The 25,457-nt window shown below is 48.1% G+C and carries 17 protein-coding genes; 7 read left to right on the top strand and 10 right to left on the bottom strand.

Features of this window, described 5'->3' with window-relative positions; all coding sequences use genetic code 11:
• Positions 1-134 precede the first annotated feature (134 nt).
• Positions 135-947, bottom strand: coding sequence for a glutamate racemase (gene murI / locus BQ2633_RS06725; RefSeq protein WP_075565956.1), 813 nt, complete (start codon positions 945-947; stop codon positions 135-137).
• Between the two features lie 134 nt (positions 948-1,081).
• The gene (locus BQ2633_RS06720) at positions 1,082-1,633 is read right to left on the bottom strand and encodes an OmpH/Skp family outer membrane protein (RefSeq protein ID WP_075565955.1); all 552 of its coding nucleotides are present in this window, start codon (positions 1,631-1,633) and stop codon (positions 1,082-1,084) included.
• Positions 1,634-1,929: 296 nt separating this feature from the next.
• Here BQ2633_RS06720 and BQ2633_RS06715 point away from each other — a divergent pair, with 296 nt between their 5' ends.
• From BQ2633_RS06715 to BQ2633_RS06690, 5 genes are all read left to right on the top strand, one after another.
• Positions 1,930-2,592: a DUF417 family protein gene (locus BQ2633_RS06715; RefSeq protein ID WP_075565953.1), complete on the top strand. Its 663-nt coding sequence runs from the start codon at positions 1,930-1,932 to the stop codon at positions 2,590-2,592.
• 35 nt (positions 2,593-2,627) lie between these two features.
• Positions 2,628-2,951, top strand: coding sequence for a cupin domain-containing protein (locus BQ2633_RS06710; protein WP_009436917.1), 324 nt, complete (start codon positions 2,628-2,630; stop codon positions 2,949-2,951).
• A gap of 1,545 nt (positions 2,952-4,496) precedes the next feature.
• A complete protein-coding gene (locus BQ2633_RS06700) occupies positions 4,497-7,538 on the top strand; it encodes a SusC/RagA family TonB-linked outer membrane protein (protein ID WP_075565949.1) in 3,042 nt (1,013 codons plus the stop codon).
• Positions 7,539-7,594: 56 nt separating this feature from the next.
• Positions 7,595-9,250: a RagB/SusD family nutrient uptake outer membrane protein gene (locus tag BQ2633_RS06695; RefSeq protein ID WP_075565947.1), complete on the top strand. Its 1,656-nt coding sequence runs from the start codon at positions 7,595-7,597 to the stop codon at positions 9,248-9,250.
• 410 nt (positions 9,251-9,660) lie between these two features.
• A complete protein-coding gene (locus BQ2633_RS06690; RefSeq protein ID WP_075565945.1) occupies positions 9,661-12,231 on the top strand; it encodes a TonB-dependent receptor in 2,571 nt (856 codons plus the stop codon).
• A 189-nt stretch (positions 12,232-12,420) separates the two neighbouring features.
• Here the strand turns inward: BQ2633_RS06690 and polA are convergent, their stop codons facing one another.
• A complete protein-coding gene (polA, locus tag BQ2633_RS06685; RefSeq protein WP_075565943.1) occupies positions 12,421-15,201 on the bottom strand; it encodes a DNA polymerase I in 2,781 nt (926 codons plus the stop codon).
• Positions 15,202-15,364: 163 nt separating this feature from the next.
• Here polA and BQ2633_RS06680 point away from each other — a divergent pair, with 163 nt between their 5' ends.
• A complete protein-coding gene (locus tag BQ2633_RS06680; protein ID WP_075565942.1) occupies positions 15,365-16,339 on the top strand; it encodes a polyprenyl synthetase family protein in 975 nt (324 codons plus the stop codon).
• A gap of 163 nt (positions 16,340-16,502) precedes the next feature.
• Here the strand turns inward: BQ2633_RS06680 and upp are convergent, their stop codons facing one another.
• The 6 genes from upp to BQ2633_RS06650 all read right to left on the bottom strand — a co-directional run bounded on the left by upp (position 16,503) and on the right by BQ2633_RS06650 (position 23,786).
• Entirely contained in the window at positions 16,503-17,162 is a 660-nt protein-coding gene (gene upp, locus BQ2633_RS06675) for a uracil phosphoribosyltransferase (protein WP_075565941.1), read from the bottom strand.
• Between the two features lie 119 nt (positions 17,163-17,281).
• Positions 17,282-18,397, bottom strand: coding sequence for a type IX secretion system ring subunit PorN/GldN (porN, locus tag BQ2633_RS06670; protein WP_075565940.1), 1,116 nt, complete (start codon positions 18,395-18,397; stop codon positions 17,282-17,284).
• Between the two features lie 82 nt (positions 18,398-18,479).
• Positions 18,480-20,033: a type IX secretion system motor protein PorM/GldM gene (gene porM / locus BQ2633_RS06665; protein ID WP_075565939.1), complete on the bottom strand. Its 1,554-nt coding sequence runs from the start codon at positions 20,031-20,033 to the stop codon at positions 18,480-18,482.
• 59 nt (positions 20,034-20,092) lie between these two features.
• Positions 20,093-21,151 carry a type IX secretion system motor protein PorL/GldL gene (porL, locus tag BQ2633_RS06660; RefSeq protein WP_075565938.1) on the bottom strand — a complete coding sequence of 353 codons (1,059 nt, stop codon included), beginning with the start codon at positions 21,149-21,151 and terminating at the stop codon, positions 20,093-20,095.
• Between the two features lie 140 nt (positions 21,152-21,291).
• Entirely contained in the window at positions 21,292-22,755 is a 1,464-nt protein-coding gene (gene porK, locus BQ2633_RS06655) for a T9SS ring complex lipoprotein PorK/GldK (protein WP_075565936.1), read from the bottom strand.
• A gap of 44 nt (positions 22,756-22,799) precedes the next feature.
• Entirely contained in the window at positions 22,800-23,786 is a 987-nt protein-coding gene (locus tag BQ2633_RS06650) for a PorP/SprF family type IX secretion system membrane protein (protein ID WP_075565935.1), read from the bottom strand.
• Positions 23,787-23,981: 195 nt separating this feature from the next.
• Here BQ2633_RS06650 and rpsO point away from each other — a divergent pair, with 195 nt between their 5' ends.
• Positions 23,982-24,251: a 30S ribosomal protein S15 gene (gene rpsO / locus BQ2633_RS06645; protein WP_009436935.1), complete on the top strand. Its 270-nt coding sequence runs from the start codon at positions 23,982-23,984 to the stop codon at positions 24,249-24,251.
• A 969-nt stretch (positions 24,252-25,220) separates the two neighbouring features.
• On the opposite strand, the gene BQ2633_RS06640 is transcribed toward rpsO, so the two are convergent.
• Positions 25,221-25,457, bottom strand: a 237-nt coding sequence (locus BQ2633_RS06640) for a hypothetical protein (protein WP_176720100.1), incomplete at its 5' end; no start/stop codon positions are given.

Raw genomic sequence — 25,457 nt, 5'->3', positions numbered from 1 at the left:
TTTAGGGTTATATCCTTATGAGGATTAATGTCTTGATGTCTTTGTTTCCTGCACGTTCATTTCTTTCCCTATCTCCGCAGGAGGGAGCATTAGTGTGTAGGAACTCGTGGTAAAAATCGTGGTGGCTTTGAGCACTACAATGTGATTTGTTCCACTTTTACGTCAGTGTCGGGCATAAAGATGGTGGCACTTTCGCGAAACTTGTTGGGCTCTTCTGTAGTGAGAAATTCTACGGCGCCGTTTTTCGTCAGTCGTGTTTCCATCTCTGGATGTCGCTGCAAGTAGTCGCACAGTGAATGTGCCACGTAGTCCCCTTGTGGCACCACGGTGATGCCGCGCGGCACGTGGCGAAGGATAGCAGGGAGCAGAAGAGGGTAGTGCGTGCATCCAAGCACTAGGGTGTCGATGTCGGGATCGATGCGGAGGATTTCGTCGATGCGTTTCTTCACGAAATAGTCCGCACCAGGGCTGTCAAATTCGCCATATTCCACCAACGGCACCCACATGGGACAAGCTAGTCCTGTGACCTTGACATCGGGGAAGAACTTTTCAATCTCCAAATCGTAGCTACGAGAGCGAATGGTGCCTTGAGTCGCCATGATGCCCACGTGTCGCGAATGGGTGATATCGCCTAGAGCTTCCACGGTGGGGCGTATGACGCCTAGCACTCGTTTGTCGGGAGCAAGGGTAGGAAGGTCATTTTGCTGTATGGAACGCAATGCTTTTGCCGAAGCGGTATTACAAGCAAGGATCACGAGTTCACAACCGCGATTGAAGAGTTCGCGCACTGCCTCTAGGGTGTAGCGATAGACCACATCGAAGGAGCGCGAACCATAAGGAGCTCGTGCATTATCGCCCAAATAGAGATAATCATATTGGGGCAAGAGTTGGCGCACCTGTCGCAATATCGACAGACCACCATATCCTGAGTCGAATACTCCAATCACGAGGTTAGACGTTAGAGATTAGACATTAGAAATTAGAAGTTAGAGGTTAGAGGTTAGGAGTTAGAGATTCTGCTATTCTAGTTTTTCTAGATTCTCTAGTCTTTCTAGAGCTTCTAACGTCTAACCTCTAATCCCTAACGTCTAATCTCTAATTTTTCTTTCACAAAGGCAGTAGCATCTTCGCAGAGTGCAGGATTGAGATAAGGCAAAGCCTTCAAATCTGCATCGAAGATAAAATCATATTTGCGCTCAGCACCTACCACACGGATGGCTGCATCCACCTTGTCTTCAATAGGTTGCATGAGGTCGCGTTCTGCTTTACGCAACAATTCTTCAGCTTGTTTACGGAATGCCAAACCACGTTCCATAGAAGTTTGCAAATCTCCTTGACGCTTCAGCAAAATAGCTTCTGGGAGATTGCGTTGGATTTGGAGATATTCCGAAAATTGACGGCGGAAAGACTCCTCATTGTAGCGCGCTTCACGCTCATACTTAGCACGAAGACTGTCGAGCTGGGTGCGAGCTTGCTTGATTTCTGGCAGTTGCTCCAAGATGGCAGAACGACTCACACTACCATAACGTGCTGCATTGGGAGAAGTGATAGCATCTGTTGTGGTGCTTTGTGCTACCATAGGAGTAGCCACCGTGCAGAAAATAAAGAGGAGAAAAGAGAATATGCGATTCATGAGCTGTATATTTTGTTGACCTTAATACTGCAAAGGTACTTTATTTTGCTAATGCACCGATGAAAATCAATATAAAACTTGCTGGGAGTGCTACAAATTTGTATTTTTGTATCGCTTTCGATGCGATTTTCAGCCAACTACTACTTCCTTAGCTTTAGCATACGGACAATGCAAACGAACTAACACAACGTTTGCAAGGGCTTGTCGCAACAAAGCTCACTTAAATACAAACCATTTTCCCAAGGGGCGATTGCACCCTAACTATTTTTTCAACCCACTAAAACTATATTTGTACTATGGCTACTATCAATGCCTTATTTGATTTCGCATCGCGTATTCTACTTTCGCTCGAGCGTCATTTCTACACCTACCTCCGCATCGCCATCTTCCTCGTTATGGCTTGGATTGGCGGACTCAAAGTGTGCCAATATGAAGCTGATGGCATCGTACCCTTTGTGAGCAATAGCCCTTTTATGAGTTTCCTCTACAACAATTCTTCTAAGACTGCCATCAACCCTAAAAACGGTAAAGAAGTCAAAGAATACAACCTCCACAAGAACAAAGAAGGTGAAGTGATTGTGGAGAACATTAAATGGCACCAAGAGAATGGCACTTATGCATTCTCCATTGGTCTGGGACTCATGATTTGCACCATTGGTACCCTCGTGCTCCTCGGCATCTGGTCACCTCGTTTGGGCATGCTTGGTGGATTGCTCACCTTTGGTATGAGTATCGTCACACTCTCCTTCTTGGTCACCACTCCCGAATGCTGGGTGCCCAATCTTGCTGATGGCAACACCTATCCTCACGAAGGTCTTCCCTACTTCGTCGGTAGCCATGGTTTCCCCATGCTTTCTGGTGCTGGTCGCCTTGTTATCAAAGATGTAATCATGAGTGCAGGTGGTCTGCTCGTTGCAGCTGAAGCTGCTCGCCGATTCCTTGCTTCTCGACAAAAATAAGATATCATTCAACACTCCTAAAACAAAACTAGATTATGAACACTTTTGAAAAAGGCGTGGTGTTTTCACCTGCCAACACCGTGGAATATGCAGAGGGTAGTGTCGTTTCTCGCGAAATCCTCCGCAACAATGCCGGTACACTCACGCTCTTTGCCTTCGATGCTGGTCAAGGACTTTCTGAGCACACAGCTCCATTTGACGCCACAGTGACCATCCTCGATGGTGAAGCAGAAATCACCGTGGGTGGTGTGGTGCATCATCCCAAGGCTGGCGAAATGCTCATCATGCCTGCTGGTGTGCCTCATGCCCTCCAAGCAGTGCAGCGTTTCAAGATGCTCCTCACCATGATTCGTGGTTAGGCATCCCTCGCCTTTCATATCCTTATGTGCATTGCCCCATCATCGTTAGTCGATGATGGGGCGATTTTTCTTTTTCCTACTTTCCCTACTTTCCCTACCTTCTTCACATTCTTGTCCCGTCCTTCCTTTCTTCTAGCTATTACATCCTTCTCTTTAATTTCTTCTTTTTACTATCCTATTGTCTATTCACGGAGTTAAGTTTTTTCACCATCATTTTTACCCTCTTTCTTTCGAGATTTCTGGACATCCTCTCGCAAGGTTACTGCATGACTTGTAAATAGCTGTGAAATCCTTCTTCTCGCGCGTACGTACGCGCGCGCACCCTGCACTTTTGCACTTTTTGCTTTCACAACCTTCACACTTTTCTTTGTAAGACGCTCGTAAATAGTGGATTATCGACTATTTATAAACACTCTTTTACAGAGTGGTGACCACTGCACGAAATTCTGGGAAAAAAAACCTCGTGAAAGGGGAAAATCGCTCTCCTAAAGATGATAATGTAAAAATATATTGATTACCATCTTTAGCGCATAAAGTCTAAACTATCCGAGAGAATTTCGATGATTTCAATGATTTCAATGATTTTGATGATTTCAAAGATTCCGCAGAGCTATTTCGATAAATTCGGAGCCCTAAAAAGACTTCTCGGACCTTTCTACAAAAACGTGGGAGATTTTCCGAAAAACGTTGGACTTTTTCTAAGAAATCTCCGACGTTTTTTCTTTTATCTCCTTGTTTTTTTCGTCTTAGAATTGCGATGAAACAATCCCCTTGTGTGAAGGTTGTGAAAGCAAAAAGTGCAAAATCCCTGTAATGTGCGCGCGTGATACGCGCACGCGAGAGCCAGAAATCAGAGGTGTATTTGAACTTGTTCTTCCTCGTCTGAGGAGGATGCTATTTCGTATTATTGCTTTTTCATCCTTGGGTCATCAGAATTTTCAAAATTTCTTTGAAGATACAGTTCTGATGATATGTACCCATTTTGGCATTTTTGGGTACACGTTCTGATGATATGTACCCGTTTTGGCGTTTTTGGGTACACGTTCTGATGATATGTACCCGTTTAGGGGTACATCTAATCAAGATTTCAGCTTTATAGAGGTCGTCTTGTGTTGTGACTATGTTTTCTATTTCAGAGCTATCTTTTAAATATAATGATTAGTAATTTATTTAGCCCTTTTCTTAGAGATTATTTTCAGCGTGAATTTGATAATTCTGAGAAGTTGAGATAGCAAATGGGCTTAAAAGAAAAAAGTTTTGTCGCTTTTTCGTGGATTTTTCACTCTTTTGCCCTCTTTCGACCCATATATAGTAAGGGCTTGTTGACTTGTTTACTCCATTTTCGCATTTTACGAAAGAAAATTTGATAGATTTTGCTATGTTCACTTTGCTATTTTAGTGCTTTTTGCTATATTTGCGACCAAACCCATGAAATATTTAGACCTGCCAAGAGAGATTGCCTTTGAAAACAATACCAGAAAACAGCGGCATCCGCAATCCACTTGACCGTTCTATACTAATACCTATCCTCCTAACCAATCGAACATGAACAACAAGTTCCATCTCTCCGATTCGTTTGTACCTCTTTGGTACAAGCACATGGCGCAACGTGCGTTGCCCCTTACTTTAGGATTCTTTGCTGCTCTCAGCACGATGGCAGCTGCGCCCACGTCTTCCACAGCACCTTCAAGTGTGACTGTGCAACAAGCCAAGAAGCAAGTGACCGTCACGGGTACGGTGATGAGCGATGAAGGCGAAAAATTGTCCGGTGTCTCTGTGACTGTGCCTGGTACCCGTCATGCAGTGGTGACCGATGCACAAGGTCGTTATTCCATCAAAGTGGCTGCAGGCAGTTCACTTCAATTCTCTTTCATTGGCTATGAGCGTCAACACGTGGTGGCAACAGAAGGTAAGCTCGATGTTACCCTCAAACTGATGGATACCAGTTTCAATGAAGCTGTGGTCATCGGTTATGGTACCGTGCGTAAGGCCGATTTGGCTGGTTCTGTATCGGTGATGGACTCTAAGGCGTTCAAAGATCAACCTATTACTCGTGTGAGCGATGCTTTGCAAGGTCGTGTGAGCGGTGTGCAAGTCATCGGTAGCGGTATTCCTGGCGGTGGTGTGAAAGTGCGTGTGCGCGGTACAGGCTCTATCCACAACAGCAACGAACCTCTCTACGTGGTAGATGGTGTGGTGCGCGAATCAGGTTTGGATGGTATCAACCCTGAAGACATCCAAAACATGCAAGTGCTCAAGGATGCTTCTTCCACAGCTATCTATGGTAGCCGTGGTGCAAACGGTGTGGTATTGATCACTACAAAGAGCGGTAAGGCAGGACAAACCCAAGTGGTGCTTGATGTGTCACACGGTTGGTCACACGCTACCCACATGCCCAAGGTGATGGGTACGAAGGAATATGCAGAACTGCTCACTAAGTATAAGTTTAATGGCAATGCTCCTGCCGATTTGAAGCCCTTCCTCGATGGCACTAAGCCTGGTGTGGACTGGCTCGATATGGTATTGCGCACAGGTCAGACAGAAGACTATAAACTCTCATTGAGCAAGGGTAGCAAAGACACTCAGCTCTATGTGTCTGCAAACTACCTGAAGAACACCGGTGTGGTGGTTGGCACTGAATTCCAACGCTATAGCACGAAGGTGAATGTGCACACGCAAGTATATCCTTGGCTCGAACTTACTGCTGACGTGCAAGCTGCTCGCAATGAAGGAAAGGGTAGTGGCATGTTTGGCATGAGCCTTGAAAATCCATTGGTGCGCGCGCTCAACTATTCACCCTCTATGGATATGTATGAGGCAGACGGCATCAAGTTTAAGCGCGACCCCTACAACAGTATCTCTGCTGAAAACCCCTATGCAGTGTTGACAGCAGTGAAAAACAACATGATGGGTCACATGGTGAATGGTCGCTTCGAATTGAAGTTCAACATCGTGGACGGACTCACTTTCACTACCACCAACAGTGCTGACTATCACGACCGAAAAGGCTATGGATTCTCGCCTAGAGTGTTGAGTTTCGGTAAGACCTCGATGCACAATAGCGACAATTTCCATCTCATGCTTCAGAGTACCAATAACCTCACCTACAACCACAAGTGGGGCGATCATAGTTTGGTGGCTACTGCAGTGTATGAAGCTACGAAGAGCGAAACACGCATGATGCAGATTTCTGGTCAGCAGCTCAAGACAGACGCAGTGGAATACTGGGATGTGAAGAATGCAGCAGTGCGCGATGAGAATAACAATTACTCAGCTTATGCTCTGCTCTCTGGAGTGGGTCGTGTGATGTACAACTATGCCGACCGCTACATGCTCACCGCAACGTTCCGTGCCGACGGTTCTAGCCGCTTCTCCAAAAACAAGTGGGGCTATTTCCCCTCTATCGCAGCCGCTTGGTCAGTGACCAACGAGGAGTTCATGAAGCCCATGCGTAGCGTGGTCAACAACATGAAGCTCCGTGCTAGCTATGGTGTGATTGGTAACCAAAACATCAGTCCTTACTCCACCCTCGGTTTGCTCTCTGTGATGGGCTTCAACTTCGGTGGCAAGAGCGAATTCACAGGATATAGTCCTTCTTCTGTGCCTACTCCTGATTTGACTTGGGAAAAGACACACCAATTTGACCTCGGTCTTGATGTGAGCTTCTGGAACAATCGCATCGAACTCGGTGTAGACTTCTTTGCTAAGCACACTTATGACGCGCTTCTCCAACGCTCACAGTCACACTATGTGGGTGGTTTGCGCTACTGGGTGAATGCTGGTGAAATCACCAACACGGGTGTAGACCTCTCCCTCACCGCTCGCATCGTACAAACTAATGATTTCCAATGGACTTCTACTCTCAATGGTTCGTACAACAAGAATAAGGTGGTGAAACTCACTTCCGAAGAACCCATCCTCTATGGTAACTCGCCAGCAGCAGGTACGGTGGACGCTGTGAGCATCGTGAAAGAAGGCGAAGCTGTGGGCACATTCTATGGATATGTGTGGGAAGGCATCGACAAGGATGGTAAGGACAAGTACACCGACTTCAACAACAATGGTAAGTTGGATGCTGGTGACCGCCGTGTCTTAGGTAAGGCCAACCCTGACTTCACCCTCGGATGGAACAATAGTTTGCGCTACAAGCAATGGGAACTCAATGCGTTCTTCAACGCTGCCTTTGGTGCACAACGCCTCAACATTGCTCGCTTCTTGATGAATGCAATGCCTGGTGCATCTGCTTTCGTCACCGATGCTGACTATGTGAAGAATATGGGTGTGACGATGCCTCGTCTTGATGCTGTGGGCAACCAAAACTATGGTAACTCTAGCAAGTGGATTGAAAATGCTGACTATCTCCGTTTGGAAAACATCAGCTTGGCTTACAACTTGACGAAGCAACAAACGAAGTTTGCCGATGTTCGCCTTTCCTTTGGTGTGCAAAATCTCTTCACCATCACTGGATATAAGGGAGCTGACCCTGCTGGTTTCTCCTTCGGCAATCATGACTACGAAAACGGTGTAGACATGGGCGGATATCCCGCACCTCGCACCTTCACGCTTGGCGCACGCTTCACTTTCTAAGGGAGATGACTGCCTAGCATCTCGCACATGTTACATCCTACTAATCGATATTTCTCATGAAATCCAAGATATTTCTTGCGGCTCTCTTTGCCGCTTCCCTCTTCGGCACCACAGCTTGCTCTGATTTTCTCAACGAAGACCCTAAGGGTAAACTCGTGCCTGGTGGATATTTCACTTCGCAAGATGAGCTCAACATGAGCTTGGTGTCGCTCTTCACCAAAGTCACCGACTCACAGTCTTACACTAACATGATGTATCCCCAATGGCAGGGCGATGACATCACTGCCAACCCTGGTTCTAACAAGCAGGCTTGTGCGCAGTTGGATGCCTTTTCTCCCTCGGCTGACAACAAGGGTGTGGTGGCTGCTTGGAACAAGCACTATGACATCATCCACGAAGCCAACTTCATCATTGATAATGCGCAGCGCACTCCCACTTCAAAGGCAGAACTCGAGGTCGCTTTGGGACAAGCCTATTTCTGGCGTGCTTATGCTTACTTCTACCTCGTGCGCGTGTTTGGTCCACTCCCCATCAATCTTCACAACGAAGATGACCACGGCACCGCTGAACTTTCCTCTGTGGAGAAGGTTTATGAACAGATTCTCGCTGACTTGATGAAGGCAGATAGCTACAACCTTCCTGCTACCTACAAGGGCGAACCTCGCCAAATGTTTGGAGCAGATGTGTATGTGACTCAACAAGCTGTGAAATCTACTCTCGCTGCTGTTTACATGGCTATGGCAGGTTATCCTCTCAATAAGGGTACTGAGTATTATGCTAAGGCTGCTGAGGCTGCTGAAGCTGTGATTCAAGGTCAAAAGGCGGGTAAGTATAACACGAAGCTCGAAGCAGAATGGAAGGAAATCCACTCTATGGGCAACAATTACAGCCTCGAAACGATTCTCGGTATCAACAACTCTCCCAACCGCTCTTGGAGCCATGACTCTCAACTCACCAGTACGATGCTTTTTGAAAGTCTTGGAGGTTGGGGCGACGCATGGGGTGAAATTGCTTTTTGGAAGCGTATGCCCGATGGTCCTCGTAAGGCTGCTACTTATGATCCTAAGCTCTTGAAAGATGGTAAGCTCTACGATTGGTGGGCGACCACAGATGGCAAGTCTATCGCTGAGGGTAAGAAGAATGCAGTGGTGCCCGAATATCACCCCATGTTCTCTCTCTTCACCGTGAACGACGATGGTAAGGGCGGACAAATGCTGGCTCCCTATGACTATTCTGCTAAGAAGTGGAGAGGTATGCTCAATGGTCGCCGTCACCGCGTGATTCGCTACGCAGAAGTGTTGTTGTGGTATGCCGAAAGTGCTGCTCGCGCTGGCAAGGCTGACCTCTCTCTCGCTAAAGAGTGCTTGAAGTTGGTGCGCCAACGCGCTGTGGAAGCTGGAGAAGTGGACAAGGTGCATGGCGTGAACATTGATGCCATGACGGCAGACCAGTTGGCACAGGCTGCTTACGAAGAACATGGATGGGAAATCGCAGGACACTGGGTGTCTATGGTGACTCGTCGTGCCGACCAACTTCGCATGAATGATCTCAAAAACACCTTCGCAAGCCGTGTGGCTAACCAACCTATCGAAGTGGCACCTGGTTTTACTGCCACGGAAGCTGTGCCTGTGAGCGGAGCTTGGAATGATAATATGAACTATGTGCCATACCCTCTCCAAGAAACAGAAAAGAATTCTCGTTTAAAGCGATAATTTTCTCGAAAGCGAGCAGAAGAAGTCTTAGAGAAGCAGGGTTATCCCCGCATTGTCTTGAAGAAACCTTTCTTGCTCTGCCTTCATTGATAATCATAGATGCGAAGCCGCGTCAGAACCATCGGGTTTTGATGCGGCTTTTTATGGCTATGAACGTCAACAAAACGAAGCTAGCGAAGGAGGTTTACTTGAAACTAAGGTAAAAGTAGGGATAAAACAAAATAAATGTTATACAGTCTGTATGAAATCATCATATGTGGGTATTGTCTAAGAGAGAAAAATGTGAAACCTTTGCACCGAAAAATAAAGAAGGAGCAGATGATGCTCCTCGTAGATAGCGGAAAAAACATCATTTTCCTCATTATTACTCTTGAAAAATTTTAATTTGCGCTCATTTGAGTCGTTAGATTATGAAGAATAACTACGCCCTTTTCTTAGCCCTTAGTGGAGTATTATGTTCCACCTCGGCTTTTGCCACCTCAACTGTTGAGGCTACCCAACCTTTGCCCGCTAACACTACAAACACAGTTGCTGTTCCCACAACGCAAGCACCTAAAGCTCTGCCTGCTCACATTGTGGGACACGTGCGCAACACAGAGACGCAAGAGTTTCTCCCCCACGTGCGTGTGGAAGTGCTAGGTACTAAAATCTCTGTTACTACTGACGTGACTGGTCACTTCATGTTGAAGAATCTCCCTGTGGGAAAACTTCGCGTGCGCGTGGCTGTGCCTGGTTTTGAACCTCAAATCCACGAAATTACAACTACCTCTGACGCAACCCTCGTTTCTGACTTCGAGATTGTGCCTAACGATGTGAACCTTGGTGACGTGGTGGTTTCTGCCACTCGTAATGCAACTAAGCGCCGTTTGGCTCCAACTCTGGTGAATGTGCTCGATGCTAAAATCTTTGACCGCACACAGAGTTCTTTCCTTTCACAAGCTTTGAAATATCAACCTGGTGTGCGCGTGGAAGACAACTGCCAGAACTGCGGTTTCTCACAAGTGCGCATCAATGGTTTGGATGGTCCTTATTCTCAAATCCTGGTAGATTCTCGTCCCGTTTATAGTGCGTTGGCTGGTGTCTATGGTTTGGAACAAATTCCCACCAACATGGTAGAGCGCATCGAAGTGTTGCGCGGCGGTGGTAGTGCTTTGTTTGGATCGTCTGCTATTGCGGGTGTGATCAATGTTATCACGAAAGAACCTACGGCTTCTTCTGCTAGTGCTTCACACGAAATTCGTGGTATCGGCGGTTTGAACGCTTTTGAGAATACTACCAACCTCAATGCTACCTACGTCACCGACAACAACCAAATCGGACTCACCCTCTTTGGTCAGTTGCACCACCGTTCGCCTTACGATCACACCGGCGATGGCTACTCTGAAATGCCTAAGCTCGATGGTAGCAACGTGGGTATGCGTGCTTTCTTCCGCATCTCCGATTACTCTAAACTCACTGCCGAGCTGCACAATACGCGTGAATTCCGCCGTGGTGGCGACCGTTTTGATGAAGAGCCCCACAATGCGCATGTGGCTGAGCAATTGCGCCACAACAACCTCACGGGTAGCCTCAACTATAACTTCGTTTCAGCCGATGCTAAGCACCGTGTGAATGCTTTTGCTTCGTTCATGAAGGTGCAACGTGAGAGCTATTATGGCGGTGGTGAGAAGACGGTGGATCAATATCTGACTCAAATTGAAAATGATCCCACCAGCTTTACCAAGGACGACGCTGTGGAAATGCGCAAACGCATGATTAGCTACGGTCGCACTAATGGTTTGACCAACGTACTGGGTGCGCAATATGCTTATGACTTCGATAAGTGCTTGTTTATGCCTTCACAGTTCACCGTTGGTGTGGAGCATGCCAACGACAACTTGGAGGATAAGAGCGGATTCCGCAAAGAGTTTATCGAACAAAACGTGAACACCAACTCCCTCTACTTGCAAAATGAGTGGAAGAACAACATGTGGAGCTTCCTCCTTGGCGGTCGTCTAGACAAGCACAGCATGGTGAAGAATGCCATCTTCTCTCCTCGTGCTAATGTGCGCTTCAATCCTACCAAAGATCTCGTGCTTCGTGCCAACTATAGCGCAGGATTCCGTGCTCCACAGGTGTTTGACGAAGACCTCCATGTGGACAACGCTGGTGGCGACTTGATTGTTATCGAAAACGATCCCAACCTCCACGAAGAACGCTCTAACAGCTTCAGTCTGTCTGCCGACTGGTACACGCACTTTGGTGCATGGCAGCTGAACCTCACTGCCGAAGGTTTCTACACCGAGCTCCACGATGCTTTCTCGCTCGTGCAGAGCAAGCGCACTGACAAGTTTGGTAATGAAGAAATTGTGAAGACCCGCACCAACTCAGATGGCGCAAAGGTGATGGGAATGAGCCTAGAAGGTCGCCTCACCTTGCCTAAGGTGTGGTCGCTCCAAGCTGGACTCACCTATCATAAGAGCCAGTGGAATAAGGCGCAACAATGGAACGAAGATGATGCTTACACCACTCGTCGCATCTATCGCACGCCAGACGTCTACGGATACTTTATTTCTACATGGAATGTCACCAAGCAACTGGATCTCACCTTCACAGGTAACTACACTGGTAGCATGTTGGCTGGTCACGAGATTCCTACAGAGGAAGATGGTAAGACCTTGTCTAAGGATGCTTATCTCAATCAGCTTTCTTCCAACATCAAATATGACCGCGTGCTCTCTGGCGAAGGACAGACCAACAAGGCGGGCGAAGTGTACGGACCTCGCACCTTCAAGACACCAACCTTCATGGAATTTGGGGTGAAAGCGCAATACACTTTCCCTATCTACAAGTACTATAAGGGACAAGTCTATGCTGGTGTGCAAAACATCTTCAATGCTTACCAAGATGACTTCGATCTCGGTTACAACCGCGACTCAGCTTACATCTATGGTCCTATGGCTCCTCGTAGCTTCTACGCTGGTTTCCGTGTAAACTTCTAATCTGTTATACACTCAAACATCTAATCTGTTTCACTATAAACGCACCGACCGCGACAAACATTGATTCGTCGCGGTCGTTTTTGTTGTGCTATGATGGGTAGATCCCACAATGAACGAATAAGTCCGACATTTCACTGGGAGATGTCGGACTTATCATATTACGCTCCAATGAACGTTTGAGTCTGTTTTTTAGTGAGCTTCGAGCCAGTTGGTGCCTTCGCCGCACTCTGCAACGAGAGGAACTCTCATTTGGAACGCGCGTTCCATTTCTTCTACCACCAAGTGGCGCACTTGTTCCAATTCTGTGGGAGGAACGGAGAAGTTTAATTCGTCGTGCACCTGAAGGATCATGCGCGTTTGCAATTTTTCTTCACGGAGACGGCGGTCGATCGCCACCATGGCTAGTTTGATGATGTCGGCAGCCGTGCCTTGGATAGGCGCATTCACAGCATTTCGCTCTGCATATCCGCGCACGGTGGCATTACCAGCGTTGATGTCGGCAAGATAGCGACGACGACCAAACTGCGTGGTGATATAGCCTGTTTGCTTAGCGCGCTCTATACTTTCGTTCATGTATTCGCGCACTTTGGGATAAGTGGCAAAATAGTTTTCAATCAACTCCTTGGCTTCTCCGCGCGACACGCCCATGCGTTCGCTCAGTCCAAAGGCGGAGATGCCATAGATGATGCCGAAATTGGCTGTTTTCGCCTTGCGACGCTCATCTCTGTCCACCTCTTCTACGGGTTTGTGGAAAATGCGCGCAGCAGTAGCCGCGTGAATGTCCAATCCGCTGTTGAAGTCTGCCACCATGTGTTCATCTTCGCTCAGATGTGCCATGATGCGTAACTCGATTTGCGAATAGTCGGCACTGAAGAACACTTCTCCTTCTTCTGGCACAAAGGCGCGTCTGATTTCACGTCCGTCTTCCCCTCTCACAGGAATGTTTTGGAGGTTGGGATTGGACGAGGATAAACGTCCAGTGGCTGTGACTGCCTGATTGAAAGAGGTATGAATATGTCCCGTTTCGGGGTGAATCAATTTGGGCAATGCCTCAACATAGGTGGAGAGCAACTTCTTCAAAGCGCGATGTTGCAAGATTTTCTCTACGATGGGATGCTTATCTCTCAAAGATTCCAGCACTTCTTCCGAAGTGGAATACTGCCCCGTCTTGGTCTTCTTCACCTTCGCAGAGATTTGCAGTTCATCAAACAGCACTGCTCCCACTTGTTTGGGTGAAGTGATGGTGAATTCGTGCCCTGCAAGCTCGTAAATGTCCGTCTCTAACTGTTGCATCCTTTCGGTGAAATTGCGCCCTGTCTCTTCAAGCGCAGCTGTGTCTAAGCGTACACCATTGCGCTCCATGCGAGCCAGCACAGGCAGAAGTGGCATCTCAATATGGGTGAACACCGATGTCACCTCATATTTCTCCATCTCTTCTTTCAAGATGGGGTAGAGACGCAGTGTCACATCGGCATCTTCGCAAGCGTAGTCCACAATTTCTTTCGGTTCGAGGTCAGCCATATTGCGCTGCGTGCGACCACTACCGATGAGAGCTTCGATGGGAATGGTGCGATAGTGGAGATATTTCTCCGCCAGCAAGTCCATGTTGTGTCGCTGTTCGGGTTGCACCACATAGTGCGCCAGCATAGTGTCAAAAAGCGGACCAGACACTTCTACACCATAGTGTGAGAGCACCAATAAATCGTATTTGAGATTTTGTCCCACTTTCTCTATCGAAGGGTGCTCAAAGAATGGACGGAAGATGTCCACCATGCTTTGCGCAGCTTCTGTTTCACGTGAAACAGCTACGTACCAGGCAGTTCCACCTTCCAAAGCAAAGCTCATACCTACGAGTTGCGCCTGCATCGCATCTACAGAAGTGGTCTCAGTGTCGAAAGCCACTTGGGAGAATGTCAAAATATTTCGGCATAATTCTTGTGCGTCCTCTTCGCTTTCAATGAGATGGTATTGGTGAGGGTGGTCGGCAAGTGTGCTGAGATTCTCTTGAAAATCCAAAGTCGTCTCTTCGTCTGTGTGAGTGGCCGTGACAAAGGCTTGAGAGAAGAGGTCGGGTTCTGCTGAGGGGGCAGCTGCGGCTGGTGCATCTCCCGTGAGTCGTCGGAGGAAGGTGCGAAACTCGAGGTCTTCATAGAGTGCCACCAACGCCTCCTTGTTCGGAGTCTTACGCTGCATGTCGTCCCACGTCACGTCGATGGGAACGTCTGTGACGATGGTAGCCAAGATTTTTGACTCACGAATTTGCTCCACATGTTTCTCAACCTTCTTCTTAAGTGCTCCTTTCAGTTGGTCAGTGTGGGAGAGTAGACCTTCGATGCTCCCGAAGTCTGCAAGAAGTTTCACAGCGGTTTTAGCACCCACTCCAGGACAGCCAGGGATGTTGTCGGCAGAGTCGCCCATGAGTCCGAGCAAATCGATGACTTGTAAGGGATTCTCCACTTCAAACTTCGTCTTCACCTCTTCCACTCCGAGACGTTCGTAGCCTTTTGCGCCCGATTGTGGACGAAGCATACTCACATTGGGTTGCACGAGTTGGGCATAATCCTTATCGGGAGTGACCATCACCACCTCGAGTCCATCTTTTGCACCACGATGTGCGAGGGTTCCGATTACATCATCGGCTTCGTAACGAGGCACTTCTACCATCTTGATGCCATAAGCCGTGAGAAAGTCTTTGATCACGGGAACTGCCCAGCGGATGTCTTCTGGCGTTTCATCGCGCGTGGCTTTATATTCGGGAAACTGTTCGTGACGAAAAGTGCCGCCTGGAGGATCAAAGGCGACCGCCACGAAGTCAGGATTTTCCGTACGGAGAAGTTCTTCAAGAGTGTTGATAAAACCGAAAGCGGCTGAGGTATTTTGACCTTTGCTGTTGATGCGTGGCGAGCGTATTAAGCCATAATAGGCTCTAAATATCAGCGCGTAGGCATCGAGAAGCATGAGTTTCTGCATATTTCAAATAGTTTGAACTTCAAAAGTACGCAAAAGAATTGAGTAACTGCGCTTTTTTTTGTACTTTTGTCGGGTAAAAGTTTTACTCTTCACGTTTATTTCCCCTCTGTTTTGGGAAGAACGTTTTATCCCTCTCCCCCCAACAACACAAGACGCTCGCAATATGAAAGAACTGGAAAGCATCAAACTTCCGATACTCGCTGAACTAGAACGCTATGCTGCGTTGTTTGATGAAGTATTGACCCATGAAGAAGAGTTCATGAGTCAAGTGCTCTCTTATGTGCGTAGCCGTAAGGGCAAGATGATGCGCCCGATTTTGGTACTCCTCTTGGCGAAAGAGTTGGGTGCTATTGGCGAATCTACTTTGCGCAGCGCAGTCACGCTCGAATTGCTCCACACTTCTTCCCTCATTCATGACGATGTGGTGGATGAAAGCGAAGAACGCCGTGGAAGAGCTAGTGTACATCAAATCTATGACAACAAGATTGCAGTGTTATTGGGAGACTATATGTTGGCGCAAACTCTCGAACAATCGGCTCTCACTGGGAGTGTGCGTGTGGTTGAGGCGGTGGCGCGCTTGGGTGCGACACTAGCTGAAGGAGAAATCATGCAACTCACTGCGGTGCACAAAGCTGCAATTTCAGAGTCCGCTTATTTCTCCATCATCTCTCGCAAGACTGCTTCTCTCTTTGAGGCTTGTGGTTCATTGGCTGCGCTCTCTATGCACGCCAGCGAGGAGATATTGCAGCAATATCGCCGTCTTGGAGAGTTGATAGGCTTGTGTTTCCAAATCCGTGACGATATTTTCGACTATTACGACGATGCTACCATCGGAAAACCCCGAGGTAAGGATATGGCAGAAGGAAAACTCACCCTGCCCGTCATTGCGGCGCTTAAACTTTCTCAATCGGCTGAGGCGAAGGAAGTGGCGTTCCGTGTGAAACAAGGAGAATCTACGCCTGAAGAGCGCGAATGGCTCGTCGAATTTACCAAAGAAAATGGTGGTATCACCTACGCTGAGCAGAAGATGCAAGAGTTGAGCGATGAAGCGCGCCAGATTGTAGCAGGTTTCTCTAATGAGGCTGTCAAAAACTCTCTCATTTCCTATATTGATGTGGTAGTGGGTCGCAACTATTAAGTCGTTTCTTTTAAAGGTCTGCCGATTAATGCTTTCTTCTTCTGAAGATGCGGCAATGGTCACTCCATCATCACTCCAAGTATGACTTGGGACAAAAGAATACCGTGGATGATTCTCGAGAATCATCCACGGTATTTGTTTTTTAGGCAGTCTGTCTCAGTGATTAGTCAGAGAGTTTATCACCATAGCAGAGGTCGCCAGCATCACCCAAACCAGGCACGATGTAGGCTTGTTCGTTGAGGATGGGGTCTACTGCTGCAATCCAGAGCGTAACGTCGTCAGAAGGGAAGAGTTCCTTCAAACGAGCCACCCCTTCTTCGCAACCAATCACGGCACAGATATGGAGCTTTTTGGGAGTACCCTTGGTGAGGTAAGCCTGATAAGCGAGGTTGAACGAACCGCCAGTAGCCAACATGGGGTCAACCAGCATGAAGGTACTACCATCGAGGTTAGGAGAAGCAATGTATTCCACGCAGATTTCGATGTCGTCCTTGCGACCTTCCTTGCGGTAGGCACTCACAAATGCGCTATCTGCATCGGAAAATACTTCTAGGAAGCCTTCGTGGAGGGCAAGACCAGCGCGCAATACAGTGCCTATAACGATGCGATCGTCGATGGTGTTTACCTCGGCAGGGGCAAGGGGAGTTTGGAGCGTCTTGCGCGAATAATCAAGCGTTTTGGACACTTCATACGCCATGGCATGACCAATGCGACGGAGGTTTTGGCGGAACCAAGCGCGATTCTTCTGTACATCGATGTCGCGAAGTTCAGCAAGGTAGTTGTTGATGACGGTGTTTTGTTCGGAGAAGTTGATGACTTTCATATCTAGAATTTGTTGTAGCGAAGGAAAAGGATGCGTAGTAGTTCGTAAAAAAGGTGTCCCCTTAATGGAAACACCCATCGTGCACTGCGAGGATGTCTAGCAGAGCTACGGAATAATAACTAACGACGTTGTCGGCGAACAGAGATGGTTCCCGACTTACTAGAAGAAGTGGTCTTTGGTTTTGGAGCTTTGGCAGCTTTAGGAGTTGAAGTTTTGATAGAAGAACGGCGGCTACTGCGACGATTTTTTGTGGAAGTAGAAGATGGGTCTTCTATCTGGGTAGAGTCAGCAGACTGTGCAGCGTTGGCATCTTCTGCCAACTTTTGTTCTCGGCTGCCCCACATGTGTTGTTGGAAATCCTTGATTTCTTGTTCGATGCGTTCACGCACTTTCGTCTGTGCTGAATCGCTCTCAGCCATCTGCGCGATGGTCTTGTCTTGGAGATTCTTGGTTTGATAAATATCTCCGCGATATTGTGCCGTGTTGAAATAATCGTCGGCAGAAATCTCAGAGGCATTGTTGAGATTGCTAGCCATTAGCGAAAGTTTCGCCAAGTGAGGAGCGGCTTCCTCGTAGTTCACCCAAAAGAGAGGAGTGCTTTGCACCTGACCGTCACCAAAGTCACTGATTACAATAGGGCAAAGCGCCAGCACTTTCGTGCGGAAAGTACCAGTTTGTTGATCGAAATAAACACTCTCTTTGATATAGTAGCGTTTCACGTCCTCCGAAGGAAGGTCAGCGTCATTGACGCGAAGACGACCATCATTGGCTTCGTAGAAGATGTGGTTGTCGTCCATAATCTTCTTGCCCTTGATCACGTGCTTCTCATCGAAGTGTTCTATCGCATCAGGGGTGTATTCGTAAGCGTTTATCTTACCTCTGAGAATCAGATGAAAGAGATGAACGAAAAGATTCTCCCGTCCGGAGGAGGGAGTGATGGGGTAGTAGAGAGGAGCATTCGCATCCTCGTTGAGTTTGAGCATACGATACACATCGCGACGCCATGCCGCATTGTCGGGCATCGGAGCAGCAGTGGGAAACTCACGGATGCTACCACGCTGAGCCGCATTGCGTGTCTTATTGTTGGCTACTTTGCCATCCATGTTCGCTGCGTCATCAGCATTTTGTCCTGCGTTATTGCCAGTGGCTGCGGCTTCTCGCAAGCGCGCTGGAGGCTGCGCCACACTGTGTGCAGCGAAGAGAAGCAGGACGAGGGAAAGAAGTATTCTATACATAGTTATATGGGGCTAGGTATTCTAGAGAGACTAGATGAACTAGAAAGACTAGATGAACTAGAAGGACTAGAGAATCTAACGTCTAATTGATGATGACCTCTATCGAACCATTGAGTGTTCTTTCGATACCATCGGGACCAACGGCATGGACATTACTGATGTAGAAGCGTTTGCCACGTGAAAGACCGCGTATGAGTTCGCGTTGAGCCTCTGTGAAGTTAGCCCCTGCTGAGGGACGTGGCAACACGTTGCCCAAGCGGTCGAAGAACACGCATTCAAACGACTGAACGCGGAAGGGAATGTTTAGCAGACCATCGTCAATGGCTGCATCGAGTTTTGTGGCACCAATGATACTACCTTTAGCGATGCGACCACCACGGAATTGGTCACTGCCGATGGTGATGTAGGCTTGAGGATCGGGCAACTTGCGAACTTTGAAGGAGAAAGCACCCATGGTTTGAGTCTTGCCCCCCACTTCTCCCGTCACGGTGAATTGCACATCCTGTCCCACGTGGGCAGGACGTGCCACATACTTACCATTGCCGCGCGAAGTCAGCGAACCACCTGTCATTGAAAGGTGAATCTTATCGGCAGCGATGCCAGAAGCACTCACCGAAATAGGGTTGTCGTAGCCAGCATAGAGCACATTCATCAAGTCTGCTGCCACGGTAGCTCCTGTGGGAGGAGCAATGACAGTGTAGTGTTGTGAAAATTCGCGACGCACTATTTCTCCCGAAGCGTTGGGGAAGGTGATATAACCACGAAAATCATAGCTACCTGGTGCACCCACGCGGAAGTTGTATTTACCATCGGCAGCGATGCGACGACCATTGACGTAGATTTCAGGACGCTGGGTCGTATCCACCGCAGCCATGAAGATGTGAGAACGGAATTCATCACCAGGAAAGAGTGTTGTGGCTTCGGGTAACACATACGCATTGAGTTCGTTCACACGAATGTCCTTCACGCCAATGTTGGCAGCGAGCGTGTGTAGCACTTCACCTTCAGCTTTGCGCACATCACTCTGCAATTTGCTGAGCATAGTGATGGCAGCCACCGAAGGCATCGACTCAAACATATATTCTTGCCAATTCTTCCCCATGTTGTCCGTTGACTTCGGCACCTCAGTGGAGAGATTAGCCGCTACAATGGCTTGTCGACGGCGGTCGGTGATGAAAGCCGTCACGAAGTCGCGATAACGATTGATGCGTTCGTAGAGTTTATGTCCGCGACGTGATGTAGGATCGAGCATCACTGTCGCAGCACCATCGAGGTCTTCTTTGTTGCGCAAGGCATTAGGATTGCCATCAGCACCATCCACTTCGCGTGCAATCGCCCATTTCAGCGCCTCAACCTCTTTGCAAATGCTGTCGGAAGCAGATTTTACCGCCTGCGCTTTTTCCCAAAAAGGCTTCACCTTGGTGGGATTAGCACGATATTGTTGTTCAAAATCAGCCAAAATAGACTGGTTTTCGCGCTCTGTGTTTGTGGTAGTGCGCGACAAACTTTCGCCCACAAGGTCAAAACCTTTGAGTACGTCGGTAGACACATTGAGTGCCAACATAGCCATGAGCACGACATACATGAGGTTAATCATCTTTTGTCGTGGCGATATGGGACGTTTCTTTATAGACATTGTAGGCTAGAAGTTTATATTTGACGTGCTAGATGGAGAATACTTGAGAAATCGATTCATTATCCCTCGTTAGTAGTTGCCATAGGATTGCCCATGACATTGAGGGTTTGCATCATACGGCTGTAGATGCGATTCACCTCTTCGATCTTCGCAGCAAGTTGTTGCGTTTGGTTGTTAATCTCTTCGATGGTGGTCACTTGTCGTGAGATAGAAGCGAAATGGAGGTCGTACACCTTGTTGATACCAATGAGTGTGCGATTGAGATTCTCCATCTCTTGCGAGTCGCGAGTGAGTCGCGCACTCTGTTCGTCCACCTTCGCCAAGGTCTCGTTGAGGGTGCGGAGCTTAGCGATGTAATCTTCCGTAGCTGCTTCCATGTCGGGAGAAAGCACCGCTTGTGTACGGCGGAGCAATTCGTCGTTAGCCAAACGGATGATGTCGGAGAGTTGTTGTGCACTTTGTGCCACCGTCTCTTGACCTTCGGGAGCATCGTAGTGTGCTGCCACAGCTGGTGAAAGCGTAGCTGCCACTTCGGGCGATACACCAGCAGGAGTTTGTGTGGGAGCAGCGGTGGTTTGCGCACCTTCTGTTGAAGTTTGCATCGCTTGCAGAGCAGATTGCGCAGCTGCAGCCGCTTGTTGTGCAGTAGCGAAGGCAGCTTGTGCCATATTGTTGGCTGGTTGTGCTTCGCCTTGTGCCACAGCTTGTGTGTCTACTTCTATAGTAGAACCTTCAACTTGTGGGTCAGTTGCTGTTTGAGCTTGAGCTACTTGAGTTGTTGCCACTTGGGTAGCCTCAACTTGTGCTTGAGTTACTTGAGGTTCCCACAATCCTTCTGCGCGTTCGATCTCTTCGTCTGTCTCGAAATCCTTAGGCAATTCTTTGCCAATCTCTTTCTTGTCAAATGGACGGTCGAAAGCAGCGAGGAAGAACACCACGGCTTCCGTACCCATACCCAAGAAGAGCATGATGTTACCGCCTGGTAGGTGCGTGAGTTTGAAGAGCGCACCCAAAATCACGATGGCAGCACCCCAAGAATAAGCATAGTTGAGGAAAGTTTGTCCGGGCACACTGTCCATCCAGTGTTGCAGGCGAATGACGATATTGAGTTTGGACATCTCGTTTGTCGTTAGAGAGTTGACATTTGAAGTTGGTGAGCAGAAATCTTTGCAGCCAAAAGAGAGCGTGAACTTTCGTTGTTTTTTATGTTGCAGCGGTCTGCTTTATCGAAGCAGGAGGTTTCTGAGTCACTATTGGTTTATTTCCCTTTCTTGCTCGAAGCTGAGGCACTCACAGTTGCGGCTTTAGAGCGAACGCAGCGGAAGCCGATGTAGGAGCGAGGTTGGTTTTGATATTCCCAAGTGCGCCATGCCGAGCGGATGTAGGAGAGCGGGTCTTTCCACGAACCACCGCGCACACTCTTGCGCTTCAAGAAGTAGGGATCTTCTTTGGCGGCATCGTAGCGCAATTCGGGATTGACATCTGCCATCGACTGCATTCCAGCTTCGGTGAACACGGTGTTCGTCCATTCTGCCACGTTACCTGCCATGTCGAACAAGCCATTTTCGTTGGCTCCATACTGACCAGCGCGCGAAGTAATCAAGTTGCCATCTTCGGTGTAATTACCGCGGTCGGGCTTGAAGTTCGCAAAGAAGCAACCATTCTTGTCTTGCGTGGAAGCACCTTCCCAAGGATAAGTGTGACCCTCCTTGCTGCGTGCTGCATATTCCCATTCCACTTCAGAGGGTAGGCGGTAGCGTTGGATGTAGCGCGCTTCAGGTCCCATGCCGCGGAGCAAGTATTCCGTGCGCCATGCGCAGAAAGCCTGAGCTTGTTCCCACGTCACGCCCACCACGGGGTAATCGTTGTAGGCAGGAGAAGAGAAATAGTTTTTCAGATACGTCCCGTTGTTAGCATTGGGGAAGTCGTTCACCCAAACGGTGGTGTCGGGATACACGGGAACGATGTAGGTGTTTAAGAAATCATACAAAGACGAAAGTGGACGATTGATCGTTTCGCGCACAATGTCACCATTGTCGTTGATGTAGGCAGTGTCTTTGGAAATCATCACAGGAGCATCGTCTGTCTCAAAGTCCGTGTTCAAGTTGCGTTCTTTGGGGTCCAAACGATATTTGCGCAGTGCAGCCTTTTCATAGTCGAAAACCTCATAGCGATAGTTCATCTGGCGCACATCCAGCATCTTCGTGCCGTCGATGGGGTGTGTGCGATACACACTGTTGAGCGCGCGCTCTTGGTCTTCATTGGGCTTGCGCCATGGGAGCGGCTTGTTCCAGTTGAGATGAGGCTTCACGGGGTCGCCATATTTGTCCACCTCAATTTTGTAAGTCTCGTCGCCGCCATAGGCAGGATTTGCCATGCGCTCACGCAAGATGCTGTCGCGCACCCACTCCACAAACTGGCGATACATGGAGTTGGTCACTTCCGTCTGATCCATCCAAAAACCGTCCACAGAGATGTCTTTCTGTGTCGTGGGCAATCCCCACAAACTGTCGTTTTCGGTGAGTCCCACTTTCAGGTAGCCACGTTTCACCTCCACCATGCCATAAGGTGTGGGTTCGAGGGGAATGGACGAGCGTGAGCCTGTCACCTCTCCTCCGTTGCGCATAGCAAGCGAACTACCGCCAAAGCAGGAAGAGAGCATCGTGGTGAGCATGAGCAAACCAGCGAAGAAGGAAAGCGTATGTCGATGAATTTTAATCATATTCTTGTGAATTGAATAGAGAGTTGTCGAGGGTGGCATCGGTTTTACAACCACCTCACACTCTTATGCAAATTTCGTTGCTTTTTACCCAAGTCGATGGGAAGGCGATAAGCAATCACGATTTCATGTTGCCCAGCTCCTAGTCCCAGACCGGAGGTGTTGGCTTCGTAGCCATAACTGATGTCGATGCCTTGGAGCGTACCGCCCACAAAGAGTCCAACACTGCGCTGTGGAGCGTAATTGATACCTGCGAAAATCAGCCTGTTTTCAAACTTGTATTGTCCGCGCAGGGTAAGGTCCACTCGATAGTCGGTGAAATCGCTGCGCAACATGGCAGATGGAGTTATCGTGAATAACGGCGAATTGGTGCGAATATTGTATTGTGTAGCCACATTTAACACACCGCGGATGGGCAATTCGTGAGTCTCACCCAGTCGCACTGTGGGCGCTGCCAGATGGTGATAGGCTGCCGAAAGGCGAAAACCCTTGCGCTGATAGTACGAACCTACGGACAAATCGAATGCCGAACCATTCACTTGTGCTGTGGGAAAAGCTGGGTCATTGTTGTCGCCCAAATCAGCCTTAGAACCATCTATGCCTTCTTGAAGCATGTCCGCTTGTAGTCCGAGGGCAATCGTTCCTCCGCGCCATGGTTGGTGATAGGCATATTGCAGCGAAAAGCGTTTGTGCGAAAATAGACCGATATTGTCGTTGAGAAACATGGCACCCACACCATGGAAGGTACGCCCGAGGGCGAAAGCCATGTCTGCTCCAGCCCACATTGTGCTTCCTGCTTGCTCATAACCCATAGCGTGGGTTTGCACCGCTCCTTGGATGCTCAGTTGTGGTGATTGTCCCATAGCAGCAGGGTTCCATTGCGTTTCCATGCGCCAATAGTGGAGGAAAGCCACATCCTGCTGAGCTTGCACACGATTTGCGCCCATTCCTGTGAGAAGAACGAGCAGCACCATCGCCACGCGCATCCATTTGTGCTGAGCGAGGAACTTGTATCGCGGAGGGTTACCAATCATTTCCAGCTACAAAGTTACAACAATCACGCTGTGCCACCAATTTTTGCAGCCCTTTTATAGCAAAAAACACAGCTTCAGACTTCTTTTTTCCATAAAAGCAGAGGGAAATTTGGTATGTTGCCCAAAATATCGTACCTTTGCCGCGCTATGCCCGAAAGCTAGCCACTTTTTATTCATTTATCAAATCTACTCAACATGTACTTAGATTCTGCAAAGAAGAGTGAGATCTTTGGACAATACGGAAAGTCCAACACCGACACTGGTTCTGCTGAAAGCCAAGTCGCGCTGTTCTCCTACCGTATCAGTCACTTGACGGAACACATGCGCTCAAACCGTAAAGATCATGCCACTGAGCGTTCACTTGTGAAACTCGTAGGTAAGCGTCGTGCTCTCCTTAACTACCTTAAGGACCGCGATATCGAACGCTACCGTGCCATCGTTAAGGCTTTGGGTCTCCGCAAGTAATCCCGAACTTGACTTTTTTAGGTTATGGTATAGCTCCCATGCTCCTCGTGAGTGTGGGAGCTTTTTTGTTTGCACTTCCCTTTTGCAATGTTACCCCATATAGATATGGGAGGATATAGAGGCAAAGTGAGAAAAATCAGCGGAAAAGTGCACTTTTTTCTTGATATGCCCTCTGAAATGCTATTTGAAGGTTGCAGAATCTTTGGTTTTATGTATCTTGGCGCATAACCCTCGTCTTTTCTTGTCATGCCCCTGCTTTTCGATCCTTGCTCGTCCATGTCATTACTCGGCAGCAGTTTTCATTTTATGCACCTCGCATGGGACGATGCTTCCTGCGATGTAGTCGCTAATAGGGGTAGGGGTCATCGTTGGTCGCCACCAAAGGATTATGACTCCTCCAAAATGTGCCTTCTCGCGTGCGTGTACGCGCGCGCCCATCAGCGATTTTGCACTTTTTGCTTTCACAACCTTCACACGCTTCCGCTTTTTTACCACCGTTTGTCGATAGAAACGAGGGAGTTACGACAAAAAACGTGGGAGATTTTTTGAAAAATCTCCCACGTTTTTCAGATTATCTCCCACGTTTTTTTCTTTTGCTCCGACATTCTTCAAAATTACTTCAGATTTCACGAAAAACCTGTTGTTTTGTGCCGTTCCAGCTTTGGCAGTTTTTCTCGCCTTTTTCCCCTCTTTTTCTATATTTTCTCGCCTTGCAGTACGATATTCTAAAAGAATGTTTACAGAGTAGGTGTAATCACTTTTGTTTCAGTTGCTTGCACGACTATCTGTGAAGGTTGTGAAAGCAAAAAGAGCTATTTTGCAGGGTGCGCGCGCGTACGCGCACGCGAGAGACCTTGATTTTACGTTTGTTTACATCACAATTTCCCTCTGAGCATAGTCGTGTAGCTTTTCTTACTGTCAAGATAGAAGTGCAAAGCCTATTCCCTACCACAGCATGTTCGTAGTAAGTTACTTCCAAGATTTGTATTTGAGCACATTGCCTTCACGCCAAATCTTATGCTTAGTTCGACTGCGCAAGAATGAAGGTTTTTTGTAAATTTCGGTGTCTCCCTCTATTCCTGACCAATCATTTACAAACTCTATAGAGAAATTAGGTGCAGGAGTGTATTTGTAGGCAAAAGCGTAGTTGTCGAAGACTACTTTCGCCTTACCTTCCGACACCACAACAATCACTAACTCTGGTGC

Source organism: Ihuprevotella massiliensis (assembly GCA_900095835.1).
GTDB classification, from domain to species: Bacteria; Bacteroidota; Bacteroidia; order Bacteroidales; family Bacteroidaceae; genus Alloprevotella; species Alloprevotella massiliensis.
The sequence above is the reverse complement of the archived record's forward strand: the minus strand, read 5'-3'. Positions and strand labels throughout refer to the sequence as shown.